Origin of the sequence: Tsukamurella ocularis, assembly GCF_965138335.1 — a bacterium.
GTDB classification, from domain to species: Bacteria; Actinomycetota; Actinomycetes; order Mycobacteriales; family Mycobacteriaceae; genus Tsukamurella; species Tsukamurella ocularis_A.
In genome coordinates this window covers 27-25,903 of the sequence record NZ_CBCSDV010000044.1, presented here as the reverse complement: position 1 = coordinate 25,903, position 25,877 = coordinate 27, and the positions used below count along the sequence as shown (strand labels likewise).

21 protein-coding genes and 3 pseudogenes are annotated in these 25,877 nt (G+C 72.9%); 18 read left to right on the top strand and 6 right to left on the bottom strand.

What is annotated here, in order from left to right; all coding sequences use genetic code 11:
- Window positions 1–54: 54 nt before the first annotated feature.
- The 4 genes and pseudogenes from ACNAYW_RS23315 to ACNAYW_RS23300 all read left to right on the top strand — a co-directional run.
- Window positions 55–250, top strand: a pseudogene (locus ACNAYW_RS23315) (type I methionyl aminopeptidase); the annotation flags it as partial.
- Window position 251: 1 nt separating this feature from the next.
- A partial coding sequence (map, locus tag ACNAYW_RS23310) for a type I methionyl aminopeptidase (protein ID WP_415852004.1) occupies window positions 252–933 on the top strand: 682 nt, incomplete at its 5' end.
- Window positions 933–2,462, top strand: coding sequence for a cobyric acid synthase (locus ACNAYW_RS23305; protein WP_415852003.1), 1,530 nt, complete (start codon window positions 933–935; stop codon window positions 2,460–2,462). The genes map and ACNAYW_RS23305, both read left to right, overlap by 1 nt.
- Before the next feature lie 5 nt (window positions 2,463–2,467).
- On the top strand, window positions 2,468–3,301 hold the full coding sequence (locus ACNAYW_RS23300) for an alpha/beta fold hydrolase (protein ID WP_415852002.1): 834 nt from the start codon (window positions 2,468–2,470) through the stop codon (window positions 3,299–3,301).
- Between the two features lie 171 nt (window positions 3,302–3,472).
- On the opposite strand, the gene ACNAYW_RS23295 is transcribed toward ACNAYW_RS23300, so the two are convergent.
- A complete protein-coding gene (locus ACNAYW_RS23295; protein ID WP_415852001.1) occupies window positions 3,473–4,882 on the bottom strand; it encodes a mycothione reductase in 1,410 nt (469 codons plus the stop codon).
- Between the two features lies 1 nt (window position 4,883).
- On the bottom strand, window positions 4,884–5,876 hold the full coding sequence (locus tag ACNAYW_RS23290; protein ID WP_415852000.1) for an alpha/beta hydrolase: 993 nt from the start codon (window positions 5,874–5,876) through the stop codon (window positions 4,884–4,886).
- A gap of 152 nt (window positions 5,877–6,028) precedes the next feature.
- On the opposite strand from ACNAYW_RS23290, the gene mqo reads away from it, so the two are divergent.
- The 9 genes and pseudogenes from mqo to ACNAYW_RS23245 form a co-directional block, all read left to right on the top strand.
- Window positions 6,029–7,525 (top strand): malate dehydrogenase (quinone), encoded by a 1,497-nt coding sequence (mqo, locus tag ACNAYW_RS23285; RefSeq protein WP_415851999.1) that lies wholly within the window; start codon window positions 6,029–6,031, stop codon window positions 7,523–7,525.
- 4 nt (window positions 7,526–7,529) lie between these two features.
- On the top strand, window positions 7,530–7,979 hold the full coding sequence (locus ACNAYW_RS23280) for a GNAT family N-acetyltransferase (RefSeq protein WP_415851998.1): 450 nt from the start codon (window positions 7,530–7,532) through the stop codon (window positions 7,977–7,979).
- Window positions 7,972–9,858: a VWA domain-containing protein gene (locus tag ACNAYW_RS23275; RefSeq protein WP_415851997.1), complete on the top strand. Its 1,887-nt coding sequence runs from the start codon at window positions 7,972–7,974 to the stop codon at window positions 9,856–9,858. The genes ACNAYW_RS23280 and ACNAYW_RS23275 overlap by 8 nt, the downstream gene beginning before the upstream one ends.
- A gap of 104 nt (window positions 9,859–9,962) precedes the next feature.
- A complete protein-coding gene (gene cobO / locus ACNAYW_RS23270) occupies window positions 9,963–10,580 on the top strand; it encodes a cob(I)yrinic acid a,c-diamide adenosyltransferase (RefSeq protein WP_415851996.1) in 618 nt (205 codons plus the stop codon).
- Between the two features lie 58 nt (window positions 10,581–10,638).
- Window positions 10,639–11,988, top strand: a complete 1,350-nt coding sequence (locus tag ACNAYW_RS23265; RefSeq protein ID WP_415851995.1) for a cobyrinate a,c-diamide synthase — start codon at window positions 10,639–10,641, stop codon at window positions 11,986–11,988.
- 63 nt (window positions 11,989–12,051) lie between these two features.
- Window positions 12,052–12,642, top strand: a complete 591-nt coding sequence (locus ACNAYW_RS23260; RefSeq protein ID WP_415851994.1) for a DUF4822 domain-containing protein — start codon at window positions 12,052–12,054, stop codon at window positions 12,640–12,642.
- Window positions 12,643–12,672: 30 nt separating this feature from the next.
- Window positions 12,673–13,890, top strand: a complete 1,218-nt coding sequence (gene cobA, locus ACNAYW_RS23255) for a uroporphyrinogen-III C-methyltransferase (RefSeq protein ID WP_415851993.1) — start codon at window positions 12,673–12,675, stop codon at window positions 13,888–13,890.
- A gap of 219 nt (window positions 13,891–14,109) precedes the next feature.
- Entirely contained in the window at window positions 14,110–16,419 is a 2,310-nt protein-coding gene (locus ACNAYW_RS23250) for an MFS transporter (RefSeq protein WP_415851992.1), read from the top strand.
- A 222-nt stretch (window positions 16,420–16,641) separates the two neighbouring features.
- A pseudogene (locus tag ACNAYW_RS23245) lies at window positions 16,642–18,544 on the top strand (MFS transporter); the annotation flags it as partial.
- Window positions 18,545–19,111: 567 nt separating this feature from the next.
- Here ACNAYW_RS23245 and yaaA read toward each other — a convergent pair.
- Window positions 19,112–19,858, bottom strand: coding sequence for a peroxide stress protein YaaA (yaaA, locus tag ACNAYW_RS23240; RefSeq protein ID WP_415851991.1), 747 nt, complete (start codon window positions 19,856–19,858; stop codon window positions 19,112–19,114).
- 25 nt (window positions 19,859–19,883) lie between these two features.
- Between yaaA and ACNAYW_RS23235 the strand changes: the two genes are divergently transcribed.
- Complete coding sequence (locus ACNAYW_RS23235) at window positions 19,884–21,641, top strand: proline--tRNA ligase (RefSeq protein WP_415851990.1); 1,758 nt, start codon at window positions 19,884–19,886, stop codon at window positions 21,639–21,641.
- A gap of 57 nt (window positions 21,642–21,698) precedes the next feature.
- Here the strand turns inward: ACNAYW_RS23235 and ACNAYW_RS23230 are convergent, their stop codons facing one another.
- The 3 genes from ACNAYW_RS23230 to ACNAYW_RS23220 are packed head-to-tail and all read right to left on the bottom strand — an operon-like array spanning window position 21,699 to window position 23,438.
- Window positions 21,699–22,448 (bottom strand): DUF4190 domain-containing protein, encoded by a 750-nt coding sequence (locus tag ACNAYW_RS23230; RefSeq protein ID WP_415851989.1) that lies wholly within the window; start codon window positions 22,446–22,448, stop codon window positions 21,699–21,701.
- A gap of 31 nt (window positions 22,449–22,479) precedes the next feature.
- Window positions 22,480–22,914 (bottom strand): ferritin-like domain-containing protein, encoded by a 435-nt coding sequence (locus tag ACNAYW_RS23225; protein ID WP_415851988.1) that lies wholly within the window; start codon window positions 22,912–22,914, stop codon window positions 22,480–22,482.
- A complete protein-coding gene (locus tag ACNAYW_RS23220) occupies window positions 22,911–23,438 on the bottom strand; it encodes a hypothetical protein (RefSeq protein WP_415851987.1) in 528 nt (175 codons plus the stop codon). Before ACNAYW_RS23220 ends, ACNAYW_RS23225 begins: the two co-directional genes overlap by 4 nt.
- 87 nt (window positions 23,439–23,525) lie before the next feature.
- Here ACNAYW_RS23220 and rimP point away from each other — a divergent pair, with 87 nt between their 5' ends.
- The 4 genes and pseudogenes from rimP to ACNAYW_RS23200 form a co-directional block, all read left to right on the top strand.
- The gene (gene rimP, locus ACNAYW_RS23215; protein ID WP_415851986.1) at window positions 23,526–24,131 is read left to right on the top strand and encodes a ribosome maturation factor RimP; all 606 of its coding nucleotides are present in this window, start codon (window positions 23,526–23,528) and stop codon (window positions 24,129–24,131) included.
- A complete protein-coding gene (gene nusA / locus ACNAYW_RS23210; protein ID WP_415851985.1) occupies window positions 24,132–25,136 on the top strand; it encodes a transcription termination factor NusA in 1,005 nt (334 codons plus the stop codon). It begins immediately after the preceding gene.
- Entirely contained in the window at window positions 25,129–25,458 is a 330-nt protein-coding gene (locus tag ACNAYW_RS23205) for a YlxR family protein (RefSeq protein WP_415851984.1), read from the top strand. The genes nusA and ACNAYW_RS23205 overlap by 8 nt, the downstream gene beginning before the upstream one ends.
- A gap of 174 nt (window positions 25,459–25,632) precedes the next feature.
- Window positions 25,633–25,874: pseudogene (locus ACNAYW_RS23200) on the top strand (translation initiation factor IF-2 N-terminal domain-containing protein); the annotation flags it as partial.
- Window positions 25,875–25,877 lie beyond the last annotated feature (3 nt).

Below are 25,877 nucleotides of genomic sequence, written 5' to 3'. Positions count from 1 at the left end.
GCGCCCGCGCCCGACCGNGCCGGCGCNCCGTCGGGCGCCCGNNACGCTGAACGGATGACCCGCGCTGCACTCGTTCCCGGCACCGTCTCGCCCCGTCTGGCCGTCCCGGCGAAGATCGTGCGACCCGAGTACGTCGACAAGCCGTCGGCGAACGAGGGGAACGAGCCGTGGGTGCAGACGCCCGAGACCATCGAGAAGATGCGCGTGGCCTCGCGGATCGCCGCCGATGCACTGCAGGCCGCGGGCGCCGNGGTGGCGCCCGGCGTCACCACCGACCACCTCGACCGGGTGGCGCACGAGTACATGCTCGACCACGGCGCCTACCCGTCGACGCTGGGCTACCGCTGTTTCCCCAAGAGCTGCTGCACGAGCCTCAACGAGGTGATCTGCCACGGCATCCCGGACTCGACGGTGATCGAGGACGGCGACATCGTCAACATCGACGTGACCGCCTACATCGACGGGGTGCACGGCGACACGAACGCGACCTTCCTCGCCGGCGACGTCTCCGAGGAGCACCGCCTCCTCGTCGAGCGCACCCGCACCGCCACCGAGCGCGCCATCAAGGCCGTCAAGCCCGGTCGCGAGCTCAACGTCGTCGGTAGGGTCATCGAGTCCTACGCGAACCGCTTCGGCTACACGGTGGTCCGCGACTTCACCGGCCACGGCATCGGCGAGACCTTCCACAACGGCCTCGTCGTGCTGCACTACGACGAGCCCAACGTCGAGACCGTGCTCGAGACGGGCATGGTCTTCACCATCGAGCCCATGGTCAACCTCGGCGGCCTCGACTACGAGATCTGGCCCGACGGCTGGACCGTCGCCACCACCGACAAGAAGTGGACGGCGCAGTTCGAGCACACCCTCGTCGTCACCGACGACGGTGCCGAGATCCTCACCCTGCCGAGCACGCCGAGCGCCCCCGCCGAATAGTGCGCGGCGCTCTCCTCCTCGCCGGCGCGACCTCGGACGCCGGGAAGTCCACGGTCACGGCCGGACTGTGCCGTCTCCTGGCCCGACGGGGCGTGCGCGTCGCGCCGTTCAAGGCGCAGAACATGTCCAACAACTCCGTCGCCACCGTCGAGGCCGACGGTACGAGCGGGGAGATCGGACGCGCCCAGGCCACCCAGGCGCTCGCGTGCGGGCTGGCGCCGTCCACCAGGTTCAACCCCGTCCTGCTCAAGCCCGGCAGCGACCGCCGCTCCCAGCTCGTACTTCACGGGCGGCCCGTCGGCGACGTGGGCGCCCGCGACTACGTCACCCGCCGGCAGTGGCTGCTCGACGAGGTCACCACGACGCTGCAGGGCCTGCGCGACGAGTTCGACGTGGTGCTCTGCGAGGGCGCCGGCAGCCCCGCCGAGATCAATCTGCGCGCCACCGACATCGCCAACATGGGGCTCGCGCGGGCCGCGGACCTGCCGACGCTGATCGTCGGCGACATCGACCGCGGGGGAGTGCTCGCGCACCTCGCCGGGACCGTCGCCGTGATGCCGCCCGAGGATCAGCGTCTGGTGTACGGCTTCCTCGTCAACCGCTTCCGCGGTGACCGGACGATCCTCGAGCCGGGTCTCGACCAGCTCGCGGACCTCACCGGCCGGCCCACCCTCGGCGTGCTCCCGTACCTCACCGACCTCTGGCTCGACGCCGAGGACTCGCTCGCCGCGCTCGGGACCGACCTCGTCGGCCGGGGCTCGGCGCGGCCGGGCGCGATCCGCGTCGCCGCGATCGCGCTGCCGCGCGTCTCCAACACCACCGACGTCGAGGCCCTCGCGTGCGAGCCCGGCCTGACGGTCCGCTGGACGACCCGGCCCGCCGACGTCGCCGACGCCGACCTCGTGGTGCTGCCCGGCAGCAAGAGCACCGTCGGCGACCTCGCCTGGCTCCGCGAGCGCGGCCTCGCCGACGCCCTCGTCCGCCGCGCCGCGGCCGGCGGCCCCGTCGTCGGGATCTGCGGGGGCTACCAGATGCTCGGCCGCAGCGTCGCCGACCCGGCCGGGATCGAGGCGGCGCCCGGCACGCGCGTCGACGGTCTCGGCGTCCTCGATCTCGACGTCGAGTTCGCTCGCGCCAAGTGCGTCCGGAACGTCGCGGGGACCGGGCTCGGCGTCGCGGCGACCGGCTATGAGATCCATCACGGCACCGTCGTCCGGACCACGGAAAGTCCTGCCCTGCACGGCCCCGACGGGCTGGAGGGTGCGCTGCGCGACCACGTTCTCGGTACCCATTGGCACGGCCTGTTCGGGTCCGACGCCTTCCGTCGCGCGTACCTCACCCGCACCTTCCCGGACCGGGAGCTCGGGCCCGCGGTCGACTACGACGGGGCGCGCCGCGCGCAGCTCGACGCGATCGCCGATGCGATCGAGGAGCACTGCGACATCGATGCGATCCTGCGTCCTTTGCATTCACCCGCTGCGTTTTCGGCGATCCTGCCGACCATCCGGATCATGAGTGACTACCGTTGACCACCATGCCGATCGATTCAGCTGACACGGTGCAGGTGCCCGCGGGCTCGTGGACCTTCGACGTGTCGGTCGGGGGGTCCGAGCACGGCGTGCCCGTGCTGCTGCTGCACGGATTCCCGCAGACCGAGGAGTGTTTCGACCAGGTCCGGGAACGACTCCACGAGGCGGGACTGCGCACCATCGCGCCCCGTCAGCGCGGATACAGTGCCGGCGCCCGACCGAAGGGTGCCGACCAGTACACGATGAAGCACCTCGCCGAGGACGCGGCGCGCATCCTCGACGCGCTCGAGGTGCCCTACGCGCACGTCGTCGGTCACGGCCTCGGCGCGACGGTGGCGTGGCACTTCGCCGCCGCCTACCCGCTGCGCGCCATGAGCCTGACCGCGGTGTCCTTCGGCCACCCGTCGGCGTTCGGCGACGCGATGGCGAACGATCAGGACCAGCGGCAGCGCTCGCGCTACCTGGAGTTGTTCCTGCAGTCCGGCGCGGCGGAGAAGGCGCTGCTCGCCAACGACGCCCGCACTCTGCTCGCCACCGCACCGGGCGGCGGCATCGAGGCCCTCGCGGACGAGGCGACGCTGACGGGAGCCCTGAACTGGTACCGGGCCAACCTCGCGCCGGGCGGTGAGGGGCTGGACTGCCCGGTGATCGAGGTGCCCACGACCCTGGTCTGGGGCAATCGCGACGCCATCGCCGGCGCGGCGCAGGCCAAGGGCACCGCGCACTACCTCCGGGCCGACTACCGGCTCAGTGAGGTGCCGGACGGTGACCACTGGCTCCCGCTGCGCGCGCCCGCGGCCCTGGCCTCGGAGATCGCGCTGCGGACACTCCGGAACTGACCGCGCATCCGCGCGGCCCGTTCCGGAGCGGAGCGTCCTACGTGCCGCTGCCGCAGGTGCAGCTGTCGCCGCACGAGCAGTTCTCGCACGTGCAGTTCGGGTTGGAGCAGCCGGGGACGAGAGAAACATGCTGAATCATGCATGTGACTGTACCCGGCGTGGCCCTCACGATCACGCGTCCTTCGCGAGCCCCAGCAGCGCGTTCTCGACCAGCTCCGGCAGCGCCGGGTGGATCCAGTACTGCCCGCGCGCGAACTCCTGCGCGGGGATGGAGAAGGACATCGCGGTGATCGCCGACTGGATCAGCGCCGACGCCTGGTGCCCGACGATGTGCGCGCCCACCAGCAGCCCGGTCGAGCGGTCCGCGATCAGCTTGCAGACGCCCTCGGCGTCGGCCATCGCCCAGCCGTAGGCGATGTCGGCGTAGCGCTGTTCGGCGACGGCCACATCGATGCCGTGCGAGCGGGCCTCGGCCTCCGTGAGCCCCACCGACGCCACCTGCGGGCGCGAGAAGACGGCGCCCGGCACGAACCGGTGATCGGCGGTGGCGGCGGGGGAGTCCCAGCCCGAGAGCAGGTTCGCCGCCACCACGCGCGCCTCGTGGTTCGCCACGTGCCGCAGCGGGAACCGGGTACTCACGTCGCCGAGCGCCCACACGCCGCGCACGGGCGTGCGCTGATGCTCGTCGACGGGGACGCGGCCGGCACCGTCGAGTTCGATGCCGATGGCCGAGAGGGCCAGCGTGTCGCCGTTCGGGGTGCGACCGGTGGCGACGAGCAGCACGTCGCCGGCCACCGTCGTGCCGTCGGTGAGGTCCACCTCGAGGCCGTCGCCGACGGTCCGCGTCGCCGTGACCTCGGTGCCCAGCCGCACGTCCCACCGCTGGGAGACGGCCTCGGTGAAGGCTTCGGAGATGGTCTGGTCCTGCGAGCGCAGCAACCGCGGGCCCCGCGCCACGACGGTCACCTCGGCGCCGAGACCCGCGAAGACGTGCGCGAACTCGGCCGCGATGTAGCCGCCGCCCACGACGATCACGCGGCCCGGGAGGGCGTCGAGCCGCATGATCGTGTCGTTGGTGTGGAACGGCGCCGCGCCGTCGGCGGTGAACACCGGCGGGATCACCGGGCGGGAGCCGGCCGAGATCACCACGTCGCGCCCGGAGACGACGGTGCCGTCGGCCAGCTCGAGGCGGTGCAGGCCGTCGCCGGACGAGGGTAGGAACCACGCCTCCTGTTGGAAGACGGTGACGTTGGGGCACTTCTCCACCCGGTACCGCAGGCCGCCGGCGGAGTACCGGTCGATCCGGCCGAAGACGCGGTCGCGGATGTCGGCCCACCGGGTGCCGGTGACCTCCGCGTCCACGCCGAGGACGCCGCCCTCGCGGGCCTCGTCGGCGACGTCGGCGGGGTAGACGAACATCTTGGTCGGAATGCAGCCGACGTTGAGGCAGGTGCCGCCGAAGGCCCCGTCGAACTGCCCCTTGTCGATGATCGCGACGGTGCGGTCGTCGAAGCGGTGATCGGGGATGGTGTTGCCCGCCCCGGACCCGATGATGACGACGTCGAAGACGTGCTCTGCCATGTCAGACCTCGATCTCGCGGGCCAGCCACGCGCCCAGCTCGGCGTACGCGGTCTCGCGGGCGTCCTTCTCGGAGAGGAAGACGTCGTGCTTGGCGTTCTCGACGGGGATCACCGTGAGCCGGCCGCCGAGGGCGCCGGACCACTTCGCGATCTGGCGGGTGTCGAGGACGACGTCGGCGCGGCCGGCCTCCTCGCTCCACTCCTTCGGGGCGAAGCTCTTCGTCGAGCGCAGCACGAGCGACGGGACCCCCACGTCGAGGCCGCGGTGCAGCAGGCTGTGCGCGACGCGCACGGCGCGCAGCCAGCCGAAGCGCACGGGGAAGCCCTCGATCGGCTTGATCCGCACGTCGAACTCGAACTCGCCGTGCTCGTCGGCGTGGATGGTCTGGCCGTACACGCCGACCGCCTCGACCGGGACGATGCGCGTGCCCACGGCCTTGCCGATGAGCTTGACGACGGGCGTGGCTACCTCGCGCAACACCGCGGACCCCTGCAGGTCGAACCACGGGCTGTCGAGCACCAGGCCGGCGATCGGGGCGGTGCGGCCCGCCCGGCGGCGGCGGTCGAGCCACAGCGGCGTGATGAGGCCGCCGGTCGAGTGCGCCGCGACCACGACGCCGAGGCCGGGGTGCTCCTGCTCGATCGCCGCGACCGCGAGGTCCAGCTCCGCGTCGTAGACCGTGAAGTCCGTCGCGTAGTGCGCCGACTGGCCCTCCCGCAGCGAGCGCCCGCACTTGCGCAGGTCCAGGGCGTAGAAGGCGTAACCGCGGTCCGCGAAGAACTCCGCGACCTCGGTCTGGAAGAAGTAGTCCGAGAAGCCGTGCACCCACAGGACCGCGTGATGGGGGTCCGGCGGGCCGGCCACGTGCTTGACGAGCGTCGCCACGACGTCGCCGCCCGGTTCGCCGTCCGGGTCGGGGCCCAGCTCGAAGGTGTGCGCGACGAAGTCGTCGCCCAGGACGTCGGGGGAGTAGGTCAGCTCAGTGATCGCCACGGGTTCACTGTAATGACGGCGGGCCGTCCGGTCGTGCGGTCCGGTGGTACTGCACGGTGTGCTGCGCGCCACCGGAGGGCCCCGGAGTAAGGTTCTGGCCCAGAAGGGGGCCGATGCGTGGCCCCGCCCCACGTCGAGGAGTGAACTACCAGATGGCCCGTAACGTGATCAGCACGGACGTCGCGCTCGTCGGCGCGGGAATCATGAGCGCCACGCTCGGCACCCTGCTCCGCAAGCTGGAGCCCAGCTGGTCGATCAACGTCTTCGAGTCCCTCGACGCCGCGGCCGCGGAGTCCTCCGATCCGTGGAACAACGCGGGCACCGGCCACTCGGCGCTGTGCGAGCTGAACTACACCCCGCAGGCCGCCGACGGGTCCGTCGACATCGCCAAGGCCATCACGATCAACGAGCAGTTCCAGGTCTCGCGCCAGTTCTGGGCGTACGCCGTGGATGCCGGCGTGCTGGACGAGCCCTCCGACTTCATCAACCCCATTCCGCACGCCAGCTTCGTGCACGGCGCCGACAACGTCGAGTACCTGCGCAAGCGCTACGACGCGCTGTCCGGCCAGACGCTGTTCGAGGGCATGGAGTTCTTCACCGACCCGGCCACCTTCTCGGAGCGCCTGCCGATCATGGCCGCGGGCCGCAACTTCGGCGACCCCGTCGCCGTCAACTGGTACGAGGGCGGCACCGATGTCGACTTCGGCTCGCTGACCAAGAAGCTCATCAACTTCGTCGGCAAGGGCGGCGCCGTCCACTTCGGCACCAAGGTCACCAATCTCAAGCGCACCAAGGACGGCTGGCGCCTCACCGTCCGCAACCTCCGCACCCACGAGGTCACCCACGTGGACGCGCGCTTCGTCTTCGTCGGCGCCGGCGGCGGCGCGCTGCCGCTGCTGCAGAAGTCGGGCATCAAGGAGGCCAAGGGCTTCGGCGGCTTCCCCGTCTCGGGCCAGTTCTTCCGCTGCACCAATCCCGAGCTCATCGACCACCACGCCGCGAAGGTCTACGGCAAGGCGGCGGTGGGCGCCCCGCCGATGTCGGTGCCGCACCTCGACACCCGCGTCATCGAGGGCAACAAGGGCCTGCTGTTCGGTCCGTACGCCGGTTTCTCGCCGAAGTTCCTCAAGGCCGGCCAGTACACCGACCTGCCGCTGTCGGTGAAGCCGAACAACCTGTTCCCGATGATGGCCGTCGGCCTCAAGGAGATGGGCCTGACCAAGTACCTCGTCGGTGAGCTCATGCAGTCGCCGGCCGACCGCGTGAAGACGCTGTCCGAGTTCGTGCCCCGCGCCACCGGCGGTGACTGGGAGCTCATCACGGCCGGCCAGCGCGTCCAGGTGATCCGCAAGGGCCCCGGCGGCGGCAACCTCGAGTTCGGCACGGCGGTCATCGCCGCGAACGACGAGTCGATCGCCGGTCTGCTCGGCGCCTCGCCCGGCGCCTCCACGGCCGTGCCCGCCATGCTCGACGTGCTCGGCAAGTGCTTCCCCAAGCACATGCAGGCGTGGAAGCCGTTGCTGCAGGAGATGATCCCGTCCTACGGCACCACCCTCAACGACAACAAGCAGCTGTTCGGTCAGGTCTGGGACTGGACCAACCGCACGCTGCAGCTGTCCCCGGGCGTCGGGGCCGACGCGCAGGCGTAGCGCCGTGCGCCGCGCCACCGGTGACGAACTCGACGCGAGGACCCTCTACGCGCTGCTGAAGCTGCGCGCGGAGGTCTTCATCGCCGAGCAGCAGAGCCCGTGGCTCGATGTCGACGGGCGCGACCTCGATCCGTCGACGGTCCATCTCTGGCTGTCCGACGACGCGGCCCCCGGCGGCTCCGGTGCCGCGATCGCGACCGTGCGCGTCACCGACGAGGGCCCCGGCCTGGCCGCGATCGGCCGGGTGTGCGCGGCACCGTCGTACCGCGGGCGCGGGCTGATCGGTGAACTGATGGCCGCGGCGCTCGCCGAACTCGGCGGCCGGGCGTGCCTGCTCGAGGCCCAGTCGCACCTCGAGCGCATGTATGCCAAGTACGGATTCGCCCGTGAGGGCGACGAATTCATCGAGGACGGCATACCGCACGTCCCCATGAGGAGGCCCGCCGGTGTCTGACCGCTTCCCGTTCAGCGCCGTCGTCGGCCACGACGAGTTGCGGCTCGCGCTGACGCTCTGCGCCATCGCGCCCGCCGTCGGCGGCGTGCTGGTGCGCGGCGAGAAGGGCACCGCGAAATCCACCGCGGCCCGCGCGCTGGCCCCGCTGCTGCCGTCGCGGCCCGACGACGGTGCGCCCGCCCGCCTCGTCGAGCTGCCCATCGGCGCCACCGAGGACCGCGTCGTCGGCTCCCTGGACCTGCACCGCGCTCTCGGCGAGGGCCGCGTCGACTTCACGCCCGGCCTGCTCGCCGACGCCGACGGCGGCATCCTCTACGTCGACGAGGTGAACCTGCTCTCCGACCACCTCGTGGACGTGCTGCTCGACGCCGCCGCGATGGGGCGGGTCACCGTCGAGCGCGATGCCGTCTCGCGCTCGTACCCGGCGCGGTTCGTCCTGGTGGGCACCATGAACCCCGAGGAGGGGGAGCTGCGGCCGCAGCTACTGGACCGCTTCGGCCTCGCCGTCGACGTGCGCGCGAGCCGGGACGTGGACGCCCGCGTCGAGGTGATGCGCCGCCGCCTCGCCTTCGAGGCCGACCCCGCCGGCTTCGCCGCCGAGTACGCGGCCGCGGACGCCGAACAGGCGCGCCGGATCGCCGACGCCCGCGACCGGCTGCCCGGCGTCGCGCTGCCCGACGCCGAACTGCGTCGCATCGCCGCGGTGTGCGCCGCCTTCGACGTCGACGGCATGCGCGCCGACCTCGTGATCGCCCGCGCCGCCCGTGCCCACGCCGCGTGGCGCGGGGCCGCCGAGGTCACCGAGGACGACGTCCGCGTCGCGGCGGCCCTCGCGCTGCCGCACCGCAAGCGCCGCGACCCGTTCGATGAGCCCGGCCTCGACGACGCCGAGCTCGACCGCGCCCTCGACGACGCCCGCGAGGATCCCGACCCGGATCCCGACGACGACGGTCCGGACGGCCCCGACGGGGGTCCGGACGACCGGGGCCCGGACGGCGGTGGACCCGACGGCGGGCAGCAGGCGGATCCGCCACCGACGCAGGACGATTCCGCGGCCCCTGATCCGCAGCCGCAGGGCGCCCCGCTGCCGACCGCGCGGCACCGCGCCGTCAGTAGGCTGACCGTGCCCGGCACGGGTACCGGGGGAGCGGCGGGCCGCCGCTCCAGATCCCGCTCCGACCGGGGCAGCGTGGTGCGTGCGGCGCCCGCCGGTACGGGCGCCGGCCTGCACCTCGCCGCCACGCTCCGCGCCGCGGCCCCCGCGCAGTCCGCACGTGGCCGGGTCGACGGCCCGCTGCACCTGGCGCCCTCGGACCTGCGGTCGCCGATCCGCGAGGCCACCGAGGGCAATCTCGTCGTCTTCATCGTGGACCTGTCCGGCTCGATGGCCGCGCGGGAGCGCATCGCGCTGGTCGGCGAGGCGGCGGTGTCGCTGCTGCGCGACGCCTACCAGCGGCGCGACAAGGTGGCGGTGATCGGCTTCCGCGGCGCCGAGGCGACGCTCCTCGTGCCGCCCACCCGGTCCGTCGACGTGGCCGTCGCGCGGCTCGCTCGGGCCCGGACCGGCGGCCGGACACCGCTGGCAGAGGGCCTGATCGAGGCGCGGAAGCTGCTACGACGGGAGGATCTGCGCCCGGACGCCCGGCGCCCGCTGGTCGTGCTGCTCACCGACGGCCGCGCGACCTCGGGCCGCGACCCGTTGTCGCGCGCCCTCGCCGCCGCGGCGGGGCTGCACGCCGACGGCCGCGCGACGGTGGTCGTGGACTGCGAGACCTCGATGGTGCGACTCGGGCTGGCGGCGAGGGTCGCGGCCGCGCTCGGCGCGCCGATGATCCCGCTGGGCGGCCTGAGCCCGCAGGATCTGGCCCGCGTCGCCTGACGTATGTTCCGAAAGTCGAATCCTGGTGGGTGCGCGACGGTAGTCGTCGCCGCGACTCGCTGGATCGACGTTTCGTAGCGCCCCGACCCCGAAGGAGTGATGTCATGCCGCAGGGCAAGGTCGAATCGGTCCCGCAGGACGGCCTGACCACCCGGCAGCGCCGCAACCAGCCGGTGCTCGCCGTGCACACCGGGCCGGGCAAGGGGAAGTCGACGGCCGCGTTCGGGATGGCCATGCGCGCGTGGAACCAGGGCTTCGACATCGGCGTCTTCCAATTCGTCAAGAGCGCGAAGTGGAAGGTCGGCGAGGAGCAGACCATGCTCGCCCTGAACGAGCTGCACGAGCGCACCGGCGCCGGCGGCCCCGTGGAGTGGCACAAGATGGGGCAGGGCTGGTCGTGGCTGCGCCGCAGCGACGACGCGGAGCAGGACCACGCGGAGGCCGCCCGCGACGGTTGGCGCGAGATCGCACGGCGGCTCAGCGTGGAGCAGCACCGCTTCTACGTGCTCGACGAGTTCACGTACCCGCTCAAGTGGGGCTGGATCGACGTCGACGAGGTGGTGGAGACCCTGGCGAACCGCCCCGGGAACCAGCACGTGATCATCACCGGGCGCGACGCCCCGCAGGCGCTCATGGACGCCGCCGACCTGGTCACCGAGATGACCAAGGTCAAGCATCCGATGGACGCTGGAAGGAAGGGCCAGAGGGGGATCGAGTGGTGAGGGACCGCACCCACACCCGGTCCCGGGAGACGCAGGGGTCGCGGAAGCCGGGCGTCGAGTGGTGACTCCCGCGGTCGTCGTCGCCGCGCCGTCGTCGGGCAGCGGGAAGACCACCATCGCGACCGGGCTCATGGGCGCACTGGCGCGGACCGGCGCCGTCGCGCCGTTCAAGGTGGGGCCCGACTACATCGACCCCGGCTACCACGCGCTGGCCACGGGCCGGTCGGGTCGCAACCTCGACGCCGTGCTCTGCGGCGAGCACCGCATCGGGCCCCTCTACCGGCACGGGGCGCGGGACGCGGACATCGCCGTCGTCGAGGGCGTCATGGGCCTGTTCGACGGACGCATCGTCGACGGGCCCGGCGGCGCGGCGACCGAGGGCATCGGCTCCACCGCCGATGTCGCGCAGCTGCTCGGCGCGCCGGTCGTCCTCGTCGTCGACGTGCGCGGGCACTCGCAGTCCCTCGCCGCGCTGCTCGCGGGCTTCGCCACCTACCGGCCGGGCGTCGCCATCGCCGGCGTCATCCTCAACCGCGTCTCCAGCCCGCGGCACGAGCGGGTGCTGCGCGACGCGTGCGCGCACGCGGGTCTCGAGGCCGTCGGGGCGGTCCCCGGCGCCGCCGCGCTGGAGGTGCCGGCGCGGCACCTCGGCCTCATCCCCGCCGCCGAACGCGGTGCGGACGCGGTCGCCGCGGTCGAGGCGATGACGGAACTGGTGGAGCGGCACGTCGACGTCGACCGGATCCGCGCGCTGGCGCGACCCGTCGCCGACGGCCTCGTGTGGGCGCCGTCGGACGAGGTGGAGCGCGCGGGCGATCCGGTCGTCGCCCTGGCCGGCGGACCGGCGTTCAGCTTCGGCTACGCCGAGCACGAGGAACTGCTGCGCGCCGCGGGCGCGCGGGTGCGCCGCTTCGATCCGCTCACCGACGAGCTGCCGGGGGACGCCGCGGCGGTCGTCCTGCCCGGCGGCTTCCCCGAGGTGTACGCGGAGAAGCTCTCGGCCAACGCGGCGCTGCGCGCGCAGCTGCGGGCCCTGGTCGACGCCGGCGGTGCGGTGCACGCCGAGTGCGCGGGGCAGCTCTACCTGGCGGACTCGCTCGACGGCGTGCCCATGTGCGGGATCGTGCCCGGCGCCGCGACCTTCACCTCGCGCCTGACCCTGGGATACCGGGACGCCGTCGCCCTCGGCCCGAGCCCGCTGTTCGAGCCCGGCGAGCGCGTGACGGGGCACGAGTTCCACCGCACGGCGCTCGCGCCGGGGCCCGCCGCGGCGTGGGGCTGGCGCGACGCGGAGGGCCGGCCCGTGACCGACGGGTTCGTTTCGCCCACAGTGCACTCCTCGTATCTGCACGTGCATCCTGCCGGATACCCCGAGGTGGCGGAACGGCTGGTCAGAGCGGTCGCGTGAGGAATTCGTCTCACCCTGAGCACGGGCCTCGCGCGGGCTGAGAGCTTGCTGTACAAAAGCCACATGCACAAGTCGATCAAGCTCGTCTCCGTCACCTTCGCCGCCGCCGCCGTGGTCGCCACCTCCGCCTGCGCCGCCGGTTCCTACGCCGCACCCGGCTCGCCCTCCTCCTCGTCGGCCAAGCCCAGCGCCTCGGCCAAGCCGTCCGCGAAGCCCTCCACGAGCGCCTCGGCCAAGCCCTCGGCCTCGAAGCCCACCCCCGTCAAGGCCGGCACGCCCAGCGCGGTCCTCGCCTCGACGGCGTGGGAGACCACCGCCGCCAAGGACGCGAAGGGCGCCAAGGTCGCGCTGACCGACAAGAACGTGAAGAACTACGTCGGCTGGGCCTACTTCAAGAAGGACGGCACCTTCACCCTGTACAACCTGGACGACACCGCCAAGGGCAAGGGCGACTGGACCGTCTCGGCCGACGGCAAGACCCGCACCATCGTCGCCAAGAACGCCGACGGCAGCGTGCAGTACAAGCGCACCGTCGAGATCGTGACCCTCACCGAGAAGGAGTTCACGTACCGCGTGTACCCCGAGGCCTCCAACAAGGCCGTGTACTACGACATCGTGCACACCGCCACCAAGCACGCCGAGCCGCGCGCGTAGTGACGGAGGTCGCTCACTAAGCTGAGCGGAATGAACAGCCACGGCGCCCCGCATGATCCCTACCTCGTCGGTCTGGATCTGCGTGGGCGCCGTGTCGTCGTCGTGGGGGGCGGGACCGTCGTCCAGCGGCGGCTCCCGGTCCTGCTCGCCGCCGGTGCGGACGTCCACGTCATCGCGCCGGAGGCGACTCCCGCAGTCGAGGCGACGCCGGGCATCGTGTGGCACCGCCGCGAATACGCCTCCGGCGATCTACTCGGGGCCTGGTACGTCCTCGCCGCGACCGACGACCCGGCGGTCAACGCCGCCGTCGTCGCCGAGGCCGAGGTGCAGCGCACGTTCTGCGTCCGCGCCGATCTCGCCCGCGAGGGCACGGCCGTCACCCCCGCCACCGTCGCCACCGACGGGCTCCAGGTGGGCGTCCTGGCCTCCGGGGACCACCGACGGTCCGCGGCCGTCCGCGACAGCCTGCGCGCCGTCCTGACCGGCGACGAGGCCGCGCGCCCCACGCACAAGCCGGAGGGCGTCGCCCTCGTCGGCGGGGGACCGGGGGATCCCGACCTCATCACCGTGCGCGGCCGGGCTCTGCTGGGGTTGGCCGACGTGGTCGTCGCCGATCGTCTGGCTCCGCCCCGGCTGCTCGCCGAGCTCGCGCCGCACGTCGAGGTCATCGACGCCGCGAAGGTGCCCTACGGCCGCGCCATGGCCCAACAGGCCATCAACCAGGTGCTGATCGACCGTGCGCGGGAGGGCAAGTTCGTCGTGCGCCTCAAGGGCGGCGACCCGTACGTCTTCGGCCGCGGTTTCGAGGAGCTCGAGGCGCTCGCCGCCGAGGGCATCCCGGTGACGGTGGTCCCGGGCATCACCAGCTCGATCGCGGCGCCGTCGGCCGCGGGCATCCCGGTCACCCACCGCGGCGTCACGCACGAGTTCGTCGTCGTCTCCGGGCACGTCGCACCGGGCCACCCCGACAGCCTCGTCGACTGGGACGCGCTCGGCCGGCTGCGGGGCACCGTCGTGGTGCTCATGGCGGTGGAGCGGCTCGCCGCCATCGCCGAGGCGCTGATCGCCGGCGGCCGGCCCGCGGCGACCCCCGCGGCGGTGGTCGAGAACGCGACGACGGGCGGGCAGCGCACCGTCCGCGGCACGCTCGCGACGATCGCGGCGGACGCGGCCGCCGCGGAGGTCGTGCCCCCGGCCGTGCTCGTCGTGGGCGCGACGGCCGGATTCACGGCGGCCCTGGGCGGCTGACCCGCACCCGGGGTGCGGGTTTCGTGCGTGTCGGCGAAATGTGACGCCCCCGTGCCGACGACCGCCGGGTGATCGGGGGATCGGGGCCCTGCGCTGCGCGAATCGCCCGATTCCGGGGTTTTCGCCCGACGCCGAAACCGTCACTTCAGTAACTCTCGTCACAATTGTTACCGTTCTCGACTTCCGGATCCGGCGGGGTAGTCGGTAGCCTCGGGCATCATGACCTCAACGATGGCGCCCTCCAGCCCGGCGCAGACCTACCGCGTCAAGGGCAGCGCCGTCGGCATCCCGATCCTCGTGCTGTGCGGGATGATCTTCCTCTCGGTGCTCGACGGCACCGTCGTCTTCGTGGCCATGCCGGAGATCCAGGACGCCCTGGGGCTCTCCGACGCGACCAAGGTCTGGGTCTTCGGCGCGTACGCGCTCACCTTCGGCGGCTTCCTGCTGCTCGGCGGCAGACTCGGCGACACCTTCGGCCGGAAGAAGATGTTCCTGCTCGGCGTGATCGGCTTCACGGTCGCCTCCGCGCTGGCGGGGTTCGCGACCAACGAGGCCTGGCTGCTCGCCGCGCGCGTCGGCCAGGGCTTCTTCGCCGCGATCGCGGGCCCCACTGCGCTGGCCCTGATCGCCACCACCTTCGCGCCGGGCAAGGCCCGCAACCAGGCCTTCGCCGTCTTCGGGGCGATGGCCGGACTCGGCTCCATCGCCGGCCTCGTGGCCGGCGGCCTCCTCGCCACCATCGACTGGCGCCTCATCTTCTGGATCAACGTGCCCGTGGGCATCGCCTGCGCGATCGGCGGCTGGTTCACCCTCGACGAGGCCGTGGCGGAGCGCCGGCACGCCCTCGACGTCAAGGGCGCCGCCCTGGCCGTCGCGGGCTGCGTCACCGGGGTCTACGCCCTCACCGCGGGCCCCGAGGCGCACTGGCAGAGCACCTCGGTCTACGTCGCGGCCGTGGTCAGCGCGATCTGCCTGGCGCTGTTCCTGTGGGTCGAGCGGACCGCCAAGAACCCGATCCTGCCCTTCTCGCTGTTCAACAACCGCAACCGCGTCGCGGCCATGCTCGCGATCCTCGTCTGCGGCGCGCTGATCCCCACACTCGGCTTCTACGTCGCGCTCACGTTCCAGCTGGTCCTCGGCTACACGCCCTTCCAGTCCGGGCTCGCGCTGCTGCCCTTCGCCGTCGGCTTCGGCATCTCCGTCGCGATCAGCGCGACGCTCGTGCGCCGCTTCCAGGCCCGCTGGCTGGTCGCCGTCGGCGGCGCCATCGTCTTCCTGCCCTGCGTCTACGTCCCCACGCTGATGAGCAAGGCGCCGGCGACCATCGACTACTTCCCGCAGATCGCGATCCCCGTGTTCCTCATCGGCATCGGCGTGGGCATGGCCGTCGTGCCGCTGCCGCTCGGCGCCGTGGCCGGCGTGCGTCCGTCGGAGATCGGGCCGCTGACCGCGCTCATCGAGGTCGCACAGAACCTGGGCGGCATCATCGGCCTCGCGTCCGTGCAGGTCGTGGTGACCTCGCGGATCATGGCCGAGGGCGGCCCGACCACGGGGCATCTGCGCCACGGCAACCTCACGGGCGACCAGATCCACGCGCTCGCCTCGGGCTACGGCCTCGCCTTCATCGCCTGCGCCGCGATCCTCATCCTCGCCGGACTCGTCGTCGTGCCCTTCATGCGGTTCACCCCGGAGGAGATCGCCGAGGGGCAGGCCGCCAAGGAGTCCAGCGAGTCCGGCGGTGCGATCCCGTCCACCTCGTTCCCGGCGCAGGCCTTCGAGGACGACGACGACGCCGTCGACGACGACTGGGAGCCCCTCGAGGGCGACGTCACCTCGGGCTCCTTCGCCGCGATCCGCCGCGAGGACTTCGACCGCGCCTACAACGAACAGCCCGGCGATCCCGAGCCGGTGTACTTCACCGACCGGTTCCGCGCCATCAAGCGCGCCGAGGTCGAGACGACGGCCTCGCCGCTCACCGACCTGGGGATCCGGCCGGGGCCGCCGCCGAACGCCGCCGCGCCGCGGCCCGCGCCCGCTCCGCAGCCGCCGACGCAGCAGGTCCCCGTCGCGCGCCCGCAGCAGCGCCCGCAGCCGACGGCGCCGCAGCAGGCCTATTCGCAGCCGAGCGACCCGCTGACCCGCCCGGCACCGACGGTCCCGCAGCAGGCGTACTCGCACCCCAGTGATCCGCTGCCGCGGCCCTCCGCCCGCCCGGGAGAGGGCCTCGCCGGCATCGCCCGCCCGTCGGGCCCGATCCAGCGCGAGAGCGTCGACCTGCCGCGCCCGCCCGTGCCGCCCGCGCCGCGGGCGTCCGTCCCCGACTACCGTCCGCCGCGTCCGGCACCGCAGCAGTACCGGGCCGATCCGCCGAGCGGTGCCGCGGACCGCGGGGAGCCCGCCTACCAGGGGGCGCCCGCACCGCGCACCGGCCGGCACGCCGCGCCGGAGTCCGACGGCATGCACCATCCGGCGCCGACCCCGCAGGCGGATCGGGTGAGTCGCGCGCGCCGCCACCGTCTGGAGGACTGACGGGCGCCGAGCCCGGCGTGTCGCCCGAATTGTGACCATCCGGGCGGCTCCGCCCGGTCGGACCGGGCGGCACCGACCGTGGTCTGCGGAAACGCCACTGCACAATGCTTGCTGAGTGCACGGACAGGGGGTGCGCGTCGCGCGCCCCGACCGGGAAACCAGCACGAGCGATTTCTTCGCGCCTTCTCTGAGCCGGTAGCCTCGGTCTTCATGACCTCAACGATGGCCCCGGGGGCCCAGGCGCAGAGCTATCGCGTCAAGGGCAGCGCACTCGGCATCGCCATCGTCGTCCTCTCCGGGATGATGTTCCTCGCCGTCCTCGACGGCACGGTCGTCTTCGTCGCGATGCCGCGGATCCAGGAGGCCATGCACCTCTCGGACGCCGCGAAGGTGTGGGTCTTCGGGGCGTACGCAGTCACCTTCGGCGGGTTCATGCTCCTGGGCGGTCGCCTCGGTGACACCTTCGGCCGCAAGAAGATGTTCATGCTCGGCGTCGCGGGGTTCACGTTCGCCTCGCTGCTCACCGGCTTCGCGACCGACGAGGTCTGGTTGCTGGCCGCCCGCGCGGGCCAGGGCTTCTTCGCCGCGATCGCCTGCCCCACGGCGCTGGCGCTCATCGCCACCACGTTCGCGCCGGGCAAGGCGCGCAACCAGGCCTTCGCGATCTTCGCGGCGATGGGCGGCCTCGGCTCCGTGGCGGGCCTGATCGCGGGTGGCCTCCTCGCCACCTGGGACTGGCGGCTCGTGTTCTGGATCAACGTCCCGGTCGGCGTCGCGTGCGTGATCGGCGGTTGGTTCGCGCTCGAGGAATCGATGTCCGAGCGCCGGCACGCCCTCGACGTGAAGGGCGCGGTGCTCGCGGTCGCGGGCTGCGTGACGGGCGTCTACGCACTCACCGCCGGGCCGGAGACCCACTGGCAGGATCCGAGCGTGTACGCCGCGGCCGCGATCAGTGCGGTCTGCCTCGTCGCCTTCCTCTGGGTGGAGCGCACCGCGAAGAACCCGATCCTGCCCTTCTCGCTGTTCCGCAACCGCAACCGCGTGGCGGCCATGCTGGCCATCCTGGTGTGCGGCGCGCTGATCCCGACGCTCGGCTTCTACGTCGCGCTGACCTTCCAGCAGGTCCTCGGTTACACCCCGCTGCAGTCGGGCCTGGCGCTGGTGCCCTTCGCGGTCGGCATGGGCATCTCGACGCTGGTCGCCTCCAAGCTGGTGCTCAAGTACCAGGCTCGGTGGCTGGTGCTGCTCGGCGGTGTCATCGTCTTCCTGCCGTGCCTGTACGTGCCCTACCTGATGACCAAGGACCCGTCGCAGGTCACGTACTTCCCGTACATCGCGCTGCCCGTCTTCCTGATCGGCATCGGGGTGGGGTTCGCGATCATCCCCCTGCCGCTGTGCGCCCTCGCCGGCGTCCGCCCCACGGAGATCGGGCCGATGTCGGCCCTCGTCGAGGTCTGCCAGAACCTCGGCGGCATCATCGGCCTCGCCACCGTCCAGGTCGCGGTGACCTCCCGCATCATGGCCGACGGGGGCCCGACGAACGGCGAGCTCAGCTCCGACCCGCTGCTGCGGGGCGACGAACTCAAGGCCCTCGCCTCGGGCTACGGCCTCGCCTTCATCGCCTGCGCGATCATCCTGATCATCGCGGGCCTCGTGGTCGTCCCCTTCATGCGCTTCACCCCGGAGGAGGTCGCCGAGGGGCAGGCGGCGCAGGAGTCGAGCAAGTCGGGCGGTGCGATCCCGTCGACCTCGTTCCCGGCGCAGGCGCTCGACCACGACGACGACGTCGACGACGACTGGGAGCCGCTCGAGGGCGACGTCACCTCCGGATCCTTCCCGGCTGTCCGCCGCAGCGACTTCGACCGCGCCTACAACGAGCAGCCGGGCGACCCGGAGCCCGTGTACTTCACCGATCGGTTCCGCGCCATCAAGCGGCCGCAGGCGCCGCAGCCCCAGCAGCCGGTGCAGCACCGGCCGGCCACGCAGCCGCCGCAGGCGCCGCAGCCGCAGCAGGCGTACTCGCACCCGAGCGACCCGCTGCCGCGCGCGGGGCAGCCCGGTGAGGGGCTGGCCGGTGTCGCACGCCCGTCGGGCCCGATCCAGCGGGAGAGCACCGACTTGCCGCGCCCGCCGCAGGCCCCGCAACCTCCCCGTCCGGCGGCCGACCCGCAGTACCGGCCTCCCGCGGCACCCCCGCAGGCGCAACAGCGCCCGAGCGCCCCGATCCAGCGTCCGAGCGGCCAGGTGCCGCGGCCGAGCGCACCGATGCAGCGGCCGAGCGGGCAGCTGCCGCGCCCCGGCGGCCCCGTCCAGCGCCCCGGACGGCCGGGGCAGCCCAGCGGTCCGGCCCCGCAGGCCGGGCCGGGCCAGCAGGGCGAGCCGGGCCAGCAGGCCGGCCCGAGCCGGCCGACGCAACGTCCCAGCGGCGCGATGCCGCGGCCCGGCCGGCCGGCGCCGCGTCCGAGCGGGCCCGTNCAGCGNCCGAGCGCCCCGATCCANCGTCCGNCCGCCGCGCCCCCACAGCAGCAGGCCCCGCAGCAGGGGGCCCCGTCGACCGGCGGCCGGCACTCGTTGCCCGAGCCCGACGCGATGCACCACCCCGAGGCGTCCCCGCAGGCCGAGCGCGTGAGCCGCGCCCGCCGGCACCGCCTCGACGAGGACTAAGCCCGGGTCGGGCGCGGACCGGTCCGCGTCATCCCGCGGTGACGATCGTCACCTCGGTGGGCGACGAGAGCTCCGCGCGCAGTCCGGCCTTCTCCGCCACCTTCACCACGGCCTTCGCGTCACCGGGCTCGGCGCGGGTGACGACCAGCGCCCGGGCCAGCAGGCCCTTGTGGTGCTTGTTGAAGTGCGAGACCACGGCGCGCGAGCCGTCGGGCTTCTCGGTCACGACGGTGGCCGTCACCGCGCCGGGCACCCGGCCCAGGGCCGCGTAGCCGCCCGACCGCAGGTCCACGACGAGGCCGCGGTCGGCCCCGGCGAGAGCGTCGGCCAGCGCCGGCTTCCACTCCGCGGCCAGCGTGCGCAGGCCGGGCAGCTTCGACCCCGAGGAGAGCCGATACGCCGGAATCGGGTCGACCGCGCCCACCGCGCCGAACAGCGCCGAGCCCACGGCCAGCCGCGCGTCGGCCTTCGCGCGCTGCGCCCTCGTCAGCCCGCGGACGTCGAGGGCGTCGTAGAGGACGCCCGTGTACTGCTCGATCGCGGGCCGGGTGGGGGCGGTGCGCAGCGCGCGGTTCCGCTCCAGCTCGTCCGTCTGCCCCTCCGACAATCCCAGCGCGGCGCGGGCGGCACCGCCGTCCTGGGAGACGGCGATGAGCGTGTCGAGGAGGCGTTCGCGGGTCGGGGTGAGCGACGGGAAGGTCAGCGCCGCCGGGTCCAGCGGCGCGCCCTTCCCGCCACCGGCCTTGGTTTCGGACGGGGGAAGCAGGATCAGCACACCGGACACACTAAGCTGTGGCGTCGTGATCACCCGATTCTCCCAGCTGTTCCTGCGCACGCTCCGCGACGACCCCGCGGACGCGGAGGTCCCCAGCCACAAGCTGCTCGTCCGCGCCGGCTACGTGCGGCGCATCGCGCCCGGCGTCTACTCCTGGCTGCCGCTGGGCCTGCGGGTGCTGCGCAACGTCGAGCAGGTCGTCCGCGAGGAGATGAACGCGATCGGCGGCCAGGAGATCCTGCTGCCGGCCCTGCTGCCGCGCGAGCCCTACGAGACCACCAACCGGTGGACCGAGTACGGCGACAGCCTGTTCCGTCTCAAGGACCGCAAGGGCGCCGACATGATGCTCGGCCCCACCCACGAGGAGATCTTCGCCCTCACCGTGAAGGGCGAGTACAACTCGTACAAGGACCTGCCGGTCATCCTGTACCAGATCCAGACGAAGTACCGCGACGAGGAGCGGCCCCGCGCGGGCATCCTCCGCGGCCGCGAGTTCGTCATGAAGGACAGCTACAGCTTCGACACCTCCGACGAGGGCCTGTCCGAGGCGTACGCGAAGCACCGCGCCGCCTACCAGCGGATCTTCGCGCGCCTGGACGTCGAGCACGTCATCGTCTCCGCGACGTCCGGGGCCATGGGCGGCAGCGCCTCCGAGGAGTTCCTCGCGGTGAGCCCCGTCGGCGAGGACACCTACGTGCACTCGACCGAGTCGGACTACGCCGCCAACGTCGAGGCCGTGGTCACGCCCGCGCCGCCGGCGATCCCGCTCGACGGGCTGCCCGCCGCGCAGGTGTACGACACCCCCGACGCGCCCACGATCGACACGCTCGTCGCCTGGGCCAACGAGGGCGCCGACGGTGCCTCCGTCCTCGGCCGCGAGGTGACCGCGGGCGACACCCTCAAGAACGTCATGGTCAAGACCCGCGCCCCGGGCGGCGACTGGGAGCTCCTCGGCGTCGGCGTGCCCGGCGACCGCGAGGTGGACTTCAAGCGGCTCGAGGCGTCCCTGGAGCCGACCGAGGTCGCGCTCCTCGAGGTCGAGGACTTCGCGAAGTACCCGTTCCTGGTGAAGGGCTACATCGGCCCGAAGGCCCTGCAGGCGAACGACGTCCGGTACCTCGTCGATCCGCGCGTCGTCGACGGCACCGCCTGGATCACCGGCGCGGACGCGCCGGGGCGGCACGTGGTGAACCTGACGGCGGGGCGTGACTTCACCCCCGACGGCACCATCGAGGCCGCCGAGGTCCGCGACGGAGACGCTTCGCCCGACGGCAAGGGCGTGCTGCAGTCCGCGCGCGGCATCGAGATCGGCCACATCTTCCAGCTGGGCCGCAAGTACACGGACGCCTTCGAGATCGACGTGCTCGGCGAGAACGGCAAGCCCGTGCGCCTGACGCAGGGCTCCTACGGCGTCGGCGTCTCGCGCCTCGTCGCCGTCATCGCCGAGCAGCAGCACGACGACAAGGGCCTGCGCTGGCCGAAGGGCATCGCCCCGTTCGACGTGCACGTGGTCATCGCGAACAAGGATGAGGGCGCCTGGACCGGTGCCGAGTCGCTGGCCGCCGAGCTGGACGCGGCCGGCCTGCAGGTGCTGCTCGACGACCGCAAGGCCTCGCCCGGCATCAAGTTCAAGGACTCCGAGCTGGTCGGCGTCCCGACCGTCGTCGTGGTCGGCCGGGGCTGGGCCGACGGTGTCGTCGAGCTCCGGGACCGCCTCACCGGCGATTCCCGCGAGATCCCCGTCGCCGACGCCGCCGCGGAGATCGTCGCCGCCGCACGGTAGTCCGGACACACGAGGGGCCCGCACCGGATTGGTGCGGGCCCCTCGTGGGTTCTGCGCTCAGCCGAGAAGCGTGAGCACCGAATCGGTGTCGAAGCCGCCGGACGCGAGCACCCCGATGCCGATGATCACGAGGACGACGACGAGCACCAGCACGACGCCGCCCAGGATCGTTCCGGCGAGCGCCATGCCGTAGCCCTGCTGGCCGGTCTGCTTGGTCTGCTTCATCCCCATCACGCCCGTGATGATCGCGGCGATGGGCAGCGGGATGCTGAACAGGCCGATCAGGCACGCCAGCGGGATGGCCAGGATTCCGCAGACCAGCGAGGCGATCGCGAGGCCGTTGGTGCCGGGCTTCGGACCCTGCCCCGGGTATCCGGGGTAGCCCGGCCCGCCGGGGTAGGCCGGGTACCCCGGCTGGCCGGCGAAGCCCTGCTGGCCCGGATACTGCGGCTGGCCGGGGTACTGCTGCTGGCCCGGGTACTGGGGCGGCGCGCCGTACGGGTTCTGCGCGGCGTACGGATCCGCGGGGGCGCCGTACGGGTTCTGCTGCGCCGCATACGGATCGGCGGGCGCCGCGTACGGGTCCGCCGGCGGGGTGTAGGCCGAGGGGGTGGCGTAGGGGTTGGGCTGCGCGGTCTGGTGCACGGTGGTCGCGGCGTCGGGATCGCCGCCCACGTCCTGCCCGGTCGGGGCCTGGTCACCGTCGCGCTTCGTCAGGTCGGGCGCGGGCGGCGCCGGCTCCGCGGGGCGGATCACCGTCGGGTCGTAGGTCCCGTCGCCGGGCTGCTGCGGATCACTGGACGTCATCCCCCGAGTGTAAAGGTGCGCAAAGGGAACGTCAGGTGCGGATACCGGGGAAGGGCGTGGTCACGGGGGAGACCCCGAGGGCGGCGCGCCAGCGGGCGCCGCGGACCGCCGCGCCGCCGAGCCCGGTGACGCCGAGGTGCCGGAGCCCGTCGCCGTCGGCGTGGGAGAGCAGGTTGCGGTGCGCCGCAGCCGCGTCGTCCTCCACCGCCGCCGCCACCTTCGCGGCACTGACGGGATCGGTGACGGGCTCGGGCGGCGTGTACGCGGGCGCTGCGACCGGGACCTGTGCGCCGGCGGCGCTGAGCACCCGGGCGAGGGCGTCGCGCTGCGAGCGGTGTTCCGCCGCGTAGGTCGCGATCTCGGTCTTGCGGGTGGGCGCGGCGTACGCCTCGACGAGGCCGTACAGGTAGACCGCGGCGTGCTCGGACGTGACCGCCGCGGCGACGGCGTCCTGCGCGGGGGTCATGCGAGCACCACCTCGGCGTGCACGCGGGTCGCGGCGGCGACGGAGCCGAGGAGCGCGGCCTGGTAGCCGGAGGCGGCGACCGCGGCGTCGCCGGCGTCCTTCGCCGAGCGGGTGAGCTGCGCATGCAGCGACTGCCGGTTCAGCGGCGACGGCGCGGCCGGCGTCGACGACGGTGCCGCGGTGACGGAGGTCGGGCGCTCGACGTACCGGGAGAGCTCGTCGGACAGCGCCGCGGCGTGCTGGCCGCGCTGATCGGCGATCAGTCGCAGCTGCGGGCCGGAGGCCCCGTCGAGCACGGCCAGGCCGCGGGCGGCGTCCGCATCGGCCTGGGCTGCAGCGGCGGCCGCCTGCAGCCGCACCGCCTGCGGGTCGTCGGCACGGTCCTCGGGGGTGGTGCACCCGGCCAGCGCGGCCCCGCCGGCGAGAGCGCCTCCCGCGAGGAGGACGGATGTCAGGGCGGTGCGGCGGTCGATGCCGGGACGCGGCGGCGCGTCGTCGCCGCGGCGCGGGGATGGGGCGATCACGGGGCGAGTCTAGCGAGGCGCCCGGGTACACTGGCCGCAGCGTTCGACACCGGGCACGTCCGGTGACAATTTCACAGGGAGGCGCGTATGGCTTACGACGAAACGGCGGTGAAGGCCGTGATCGCGCCCCACCTGGACGCGGCCGGGCTCGATCTGGAGCAGGTGAAGATCAACAACGCGGGTCCCAAGTCCTCCATCGCGGTCGTCGTGGACAGTGACGCGGGCCCCACCCTCGACGAGCTGGCGGAGGTCGCGCGGACCCTGTCCGCCGCGGTCGACGACGCCGACGAGGTCTTCGGCGGCCAGGCGTTCACCCTCGAGGTGACCACGCCCGGCGCGGAGCGACCGCTCACCGAGCCCCGCCACTGGCGCCGCGCCCGCGGCCGCCAGGCGGCGATCGAGCTGACGGACGGGACGAACCTGCTGGCCCGGATCGGGCCGCTCACGGAAGACGGGAAGGGCGGCGGGGCCACGGTCACCGTCGTGCTGCCCGGGGCGAAGGGGGCCGCCCCGACGACCCGCGACCTCGACCTCGCGGAGGTGGCCGCGGCCGCCGTCCGGGTCGAGTTCCGCAGGCCGAACCCCAAGGAGATGGAGCTCTCGGGCATCACGCCCGGGCGCGTGGAGTCGGGTGCCGAACCGGAGGACCTGACGGGCGAGGACGCCGGTGCGGCGCAGAGGAACGAGGACTAGATGAACATCGACATGGCGACGCTGCGGGCGATCGAGGCGGAGAAGGACATCTCCGTCGACACCGTCATCGAGGCGATCCAGGTGGCACTCCTCACCGCGTACAAGCACACGGACGGCCACGAGCCGCACGCGCGGATCGACGTCAACCGTCGCACCGGCGAGGTGAAGGTGCTCGCGCAGGAACTCGACGCCGACGGCAACATCATCACCGAGTGGGACGACACTCCTGAGGGCTTCGGCCGCATCGCGGCGGATTCGGCCCGGCAGCTCATCACCCAGCGCCTGCGCGACGCGGAGAACGACCGCACCTTCGGCGAGTTCGCGGTCTACGAGGGCGAGGTCGTCTCGGGCGTGGTCCAGGCCGACGCCCGCGCGGCGGCCCGTGGCTTCGTGGTGGTCCGCATCGGCGGGGAGCGCGAGGGCCACGAGGGCCTGCTGCCGCCCGCCGAGCAGGTGCCGGGGGAGAGCTACGAGCACGGCGACCGGATGAAGTTCTACGTCGTCGGCGTGAGCCGCGGCCAGCGCGGCACGCAGATCACCCTCTCGCGCACCCACCCGAACCTGGTGAAGAAGCTCTTCGCGCTTGAGGTGCCCGAGATCGCCGACGGCAGCGTCGAGATCACCTCGGTGGCGCGCGAGGCCGGCCACCGATCGAAGATCGCGGTGCGCACCTCCGTCGCGGGCCTCAACGCCAAGGGCGCGTGCATCGGCCCGATGGGGCAGCGCGTGCGGAACGTGATGAGCGACCTCGAGGGCGAGAAGATCGACATCATCTCCTACGACGACGATCCCGCGGTCTTCGTCGGCAATGCCCTGTCGCCGTCGTCGGTGGTGTCGGTCACCATCGTCGACCCCAAGGAGAAGGCCGCCCGGGTGGTGGTCCCCGACTTCAAGCTCTCGCTCGCGATCGGCAAGGAGGGGCAGAACGCCCGCCTCGCCGCCCGGCTCACCGGCTGGCGGATCGACATCCGCTCCGACGCGGAGGGCGAGCCGCGAGGTGAGTAGCGGGCCGGGCGGGACCCCCGGCTCCGAGACCGAACCCCGCGTGGACGGCGACGTGCAGGGGCCGGTCCGGACCTGCATCGGGTGCCGGCGCCGGGCGTCCGCGGGCGAGTTGATCCGGGTGGTCGCGTCCGCGCCGGTCGACGGTGCGCGGACCGTCGTGGTGGACGGGCGGCGCCGCCTGCCGGGGCGGGGTGCGTGGCTGCACGACTCCCCGTCGTGCCGGGAGGCGGCCCGAAAGAGGAACGCGTTCCGTCGTGCGCTCCGCGTATCGGGTCCGCTGGACGACTCCCTGGCGCAATCGACTTGCCAGGACGCGCTATGATGATGAGCGGTCTGAAGACGGTAGGTCTTTCCCAAGGCCGACCTACTCGGAAGTGAAGGAATCGAGCTGAAGACATGAGCACACCGTGAAGCACCAGCGATGAACGGCAATCGGAGTAACTAACCGAGGTCGGCGGGACCAGTGATGCCCTCGACCTCACATTTGAGGAGAAGAGTGGCAGGCAAGGCCCGCGTGCACGAGTTGGCAAAAGAGCTCGGTGTCACCAGCAAGGAAGTTCTCGCACGGCTCAGTGAGCAGGGCGAGTTCGTGAAGTCCGCGTCGTCGACGGTGGAAGCCCCCGTCGCGCGACGCCTGCGCGAGTCGTACGGATCCAAGTCCGACGCCGCGAAGCCCGGCCCCGCGCCGGCGAAGAAGCCCGGCCCCGCGGCCGCGAGCACCCCCGCACCCTCGGCACCNGC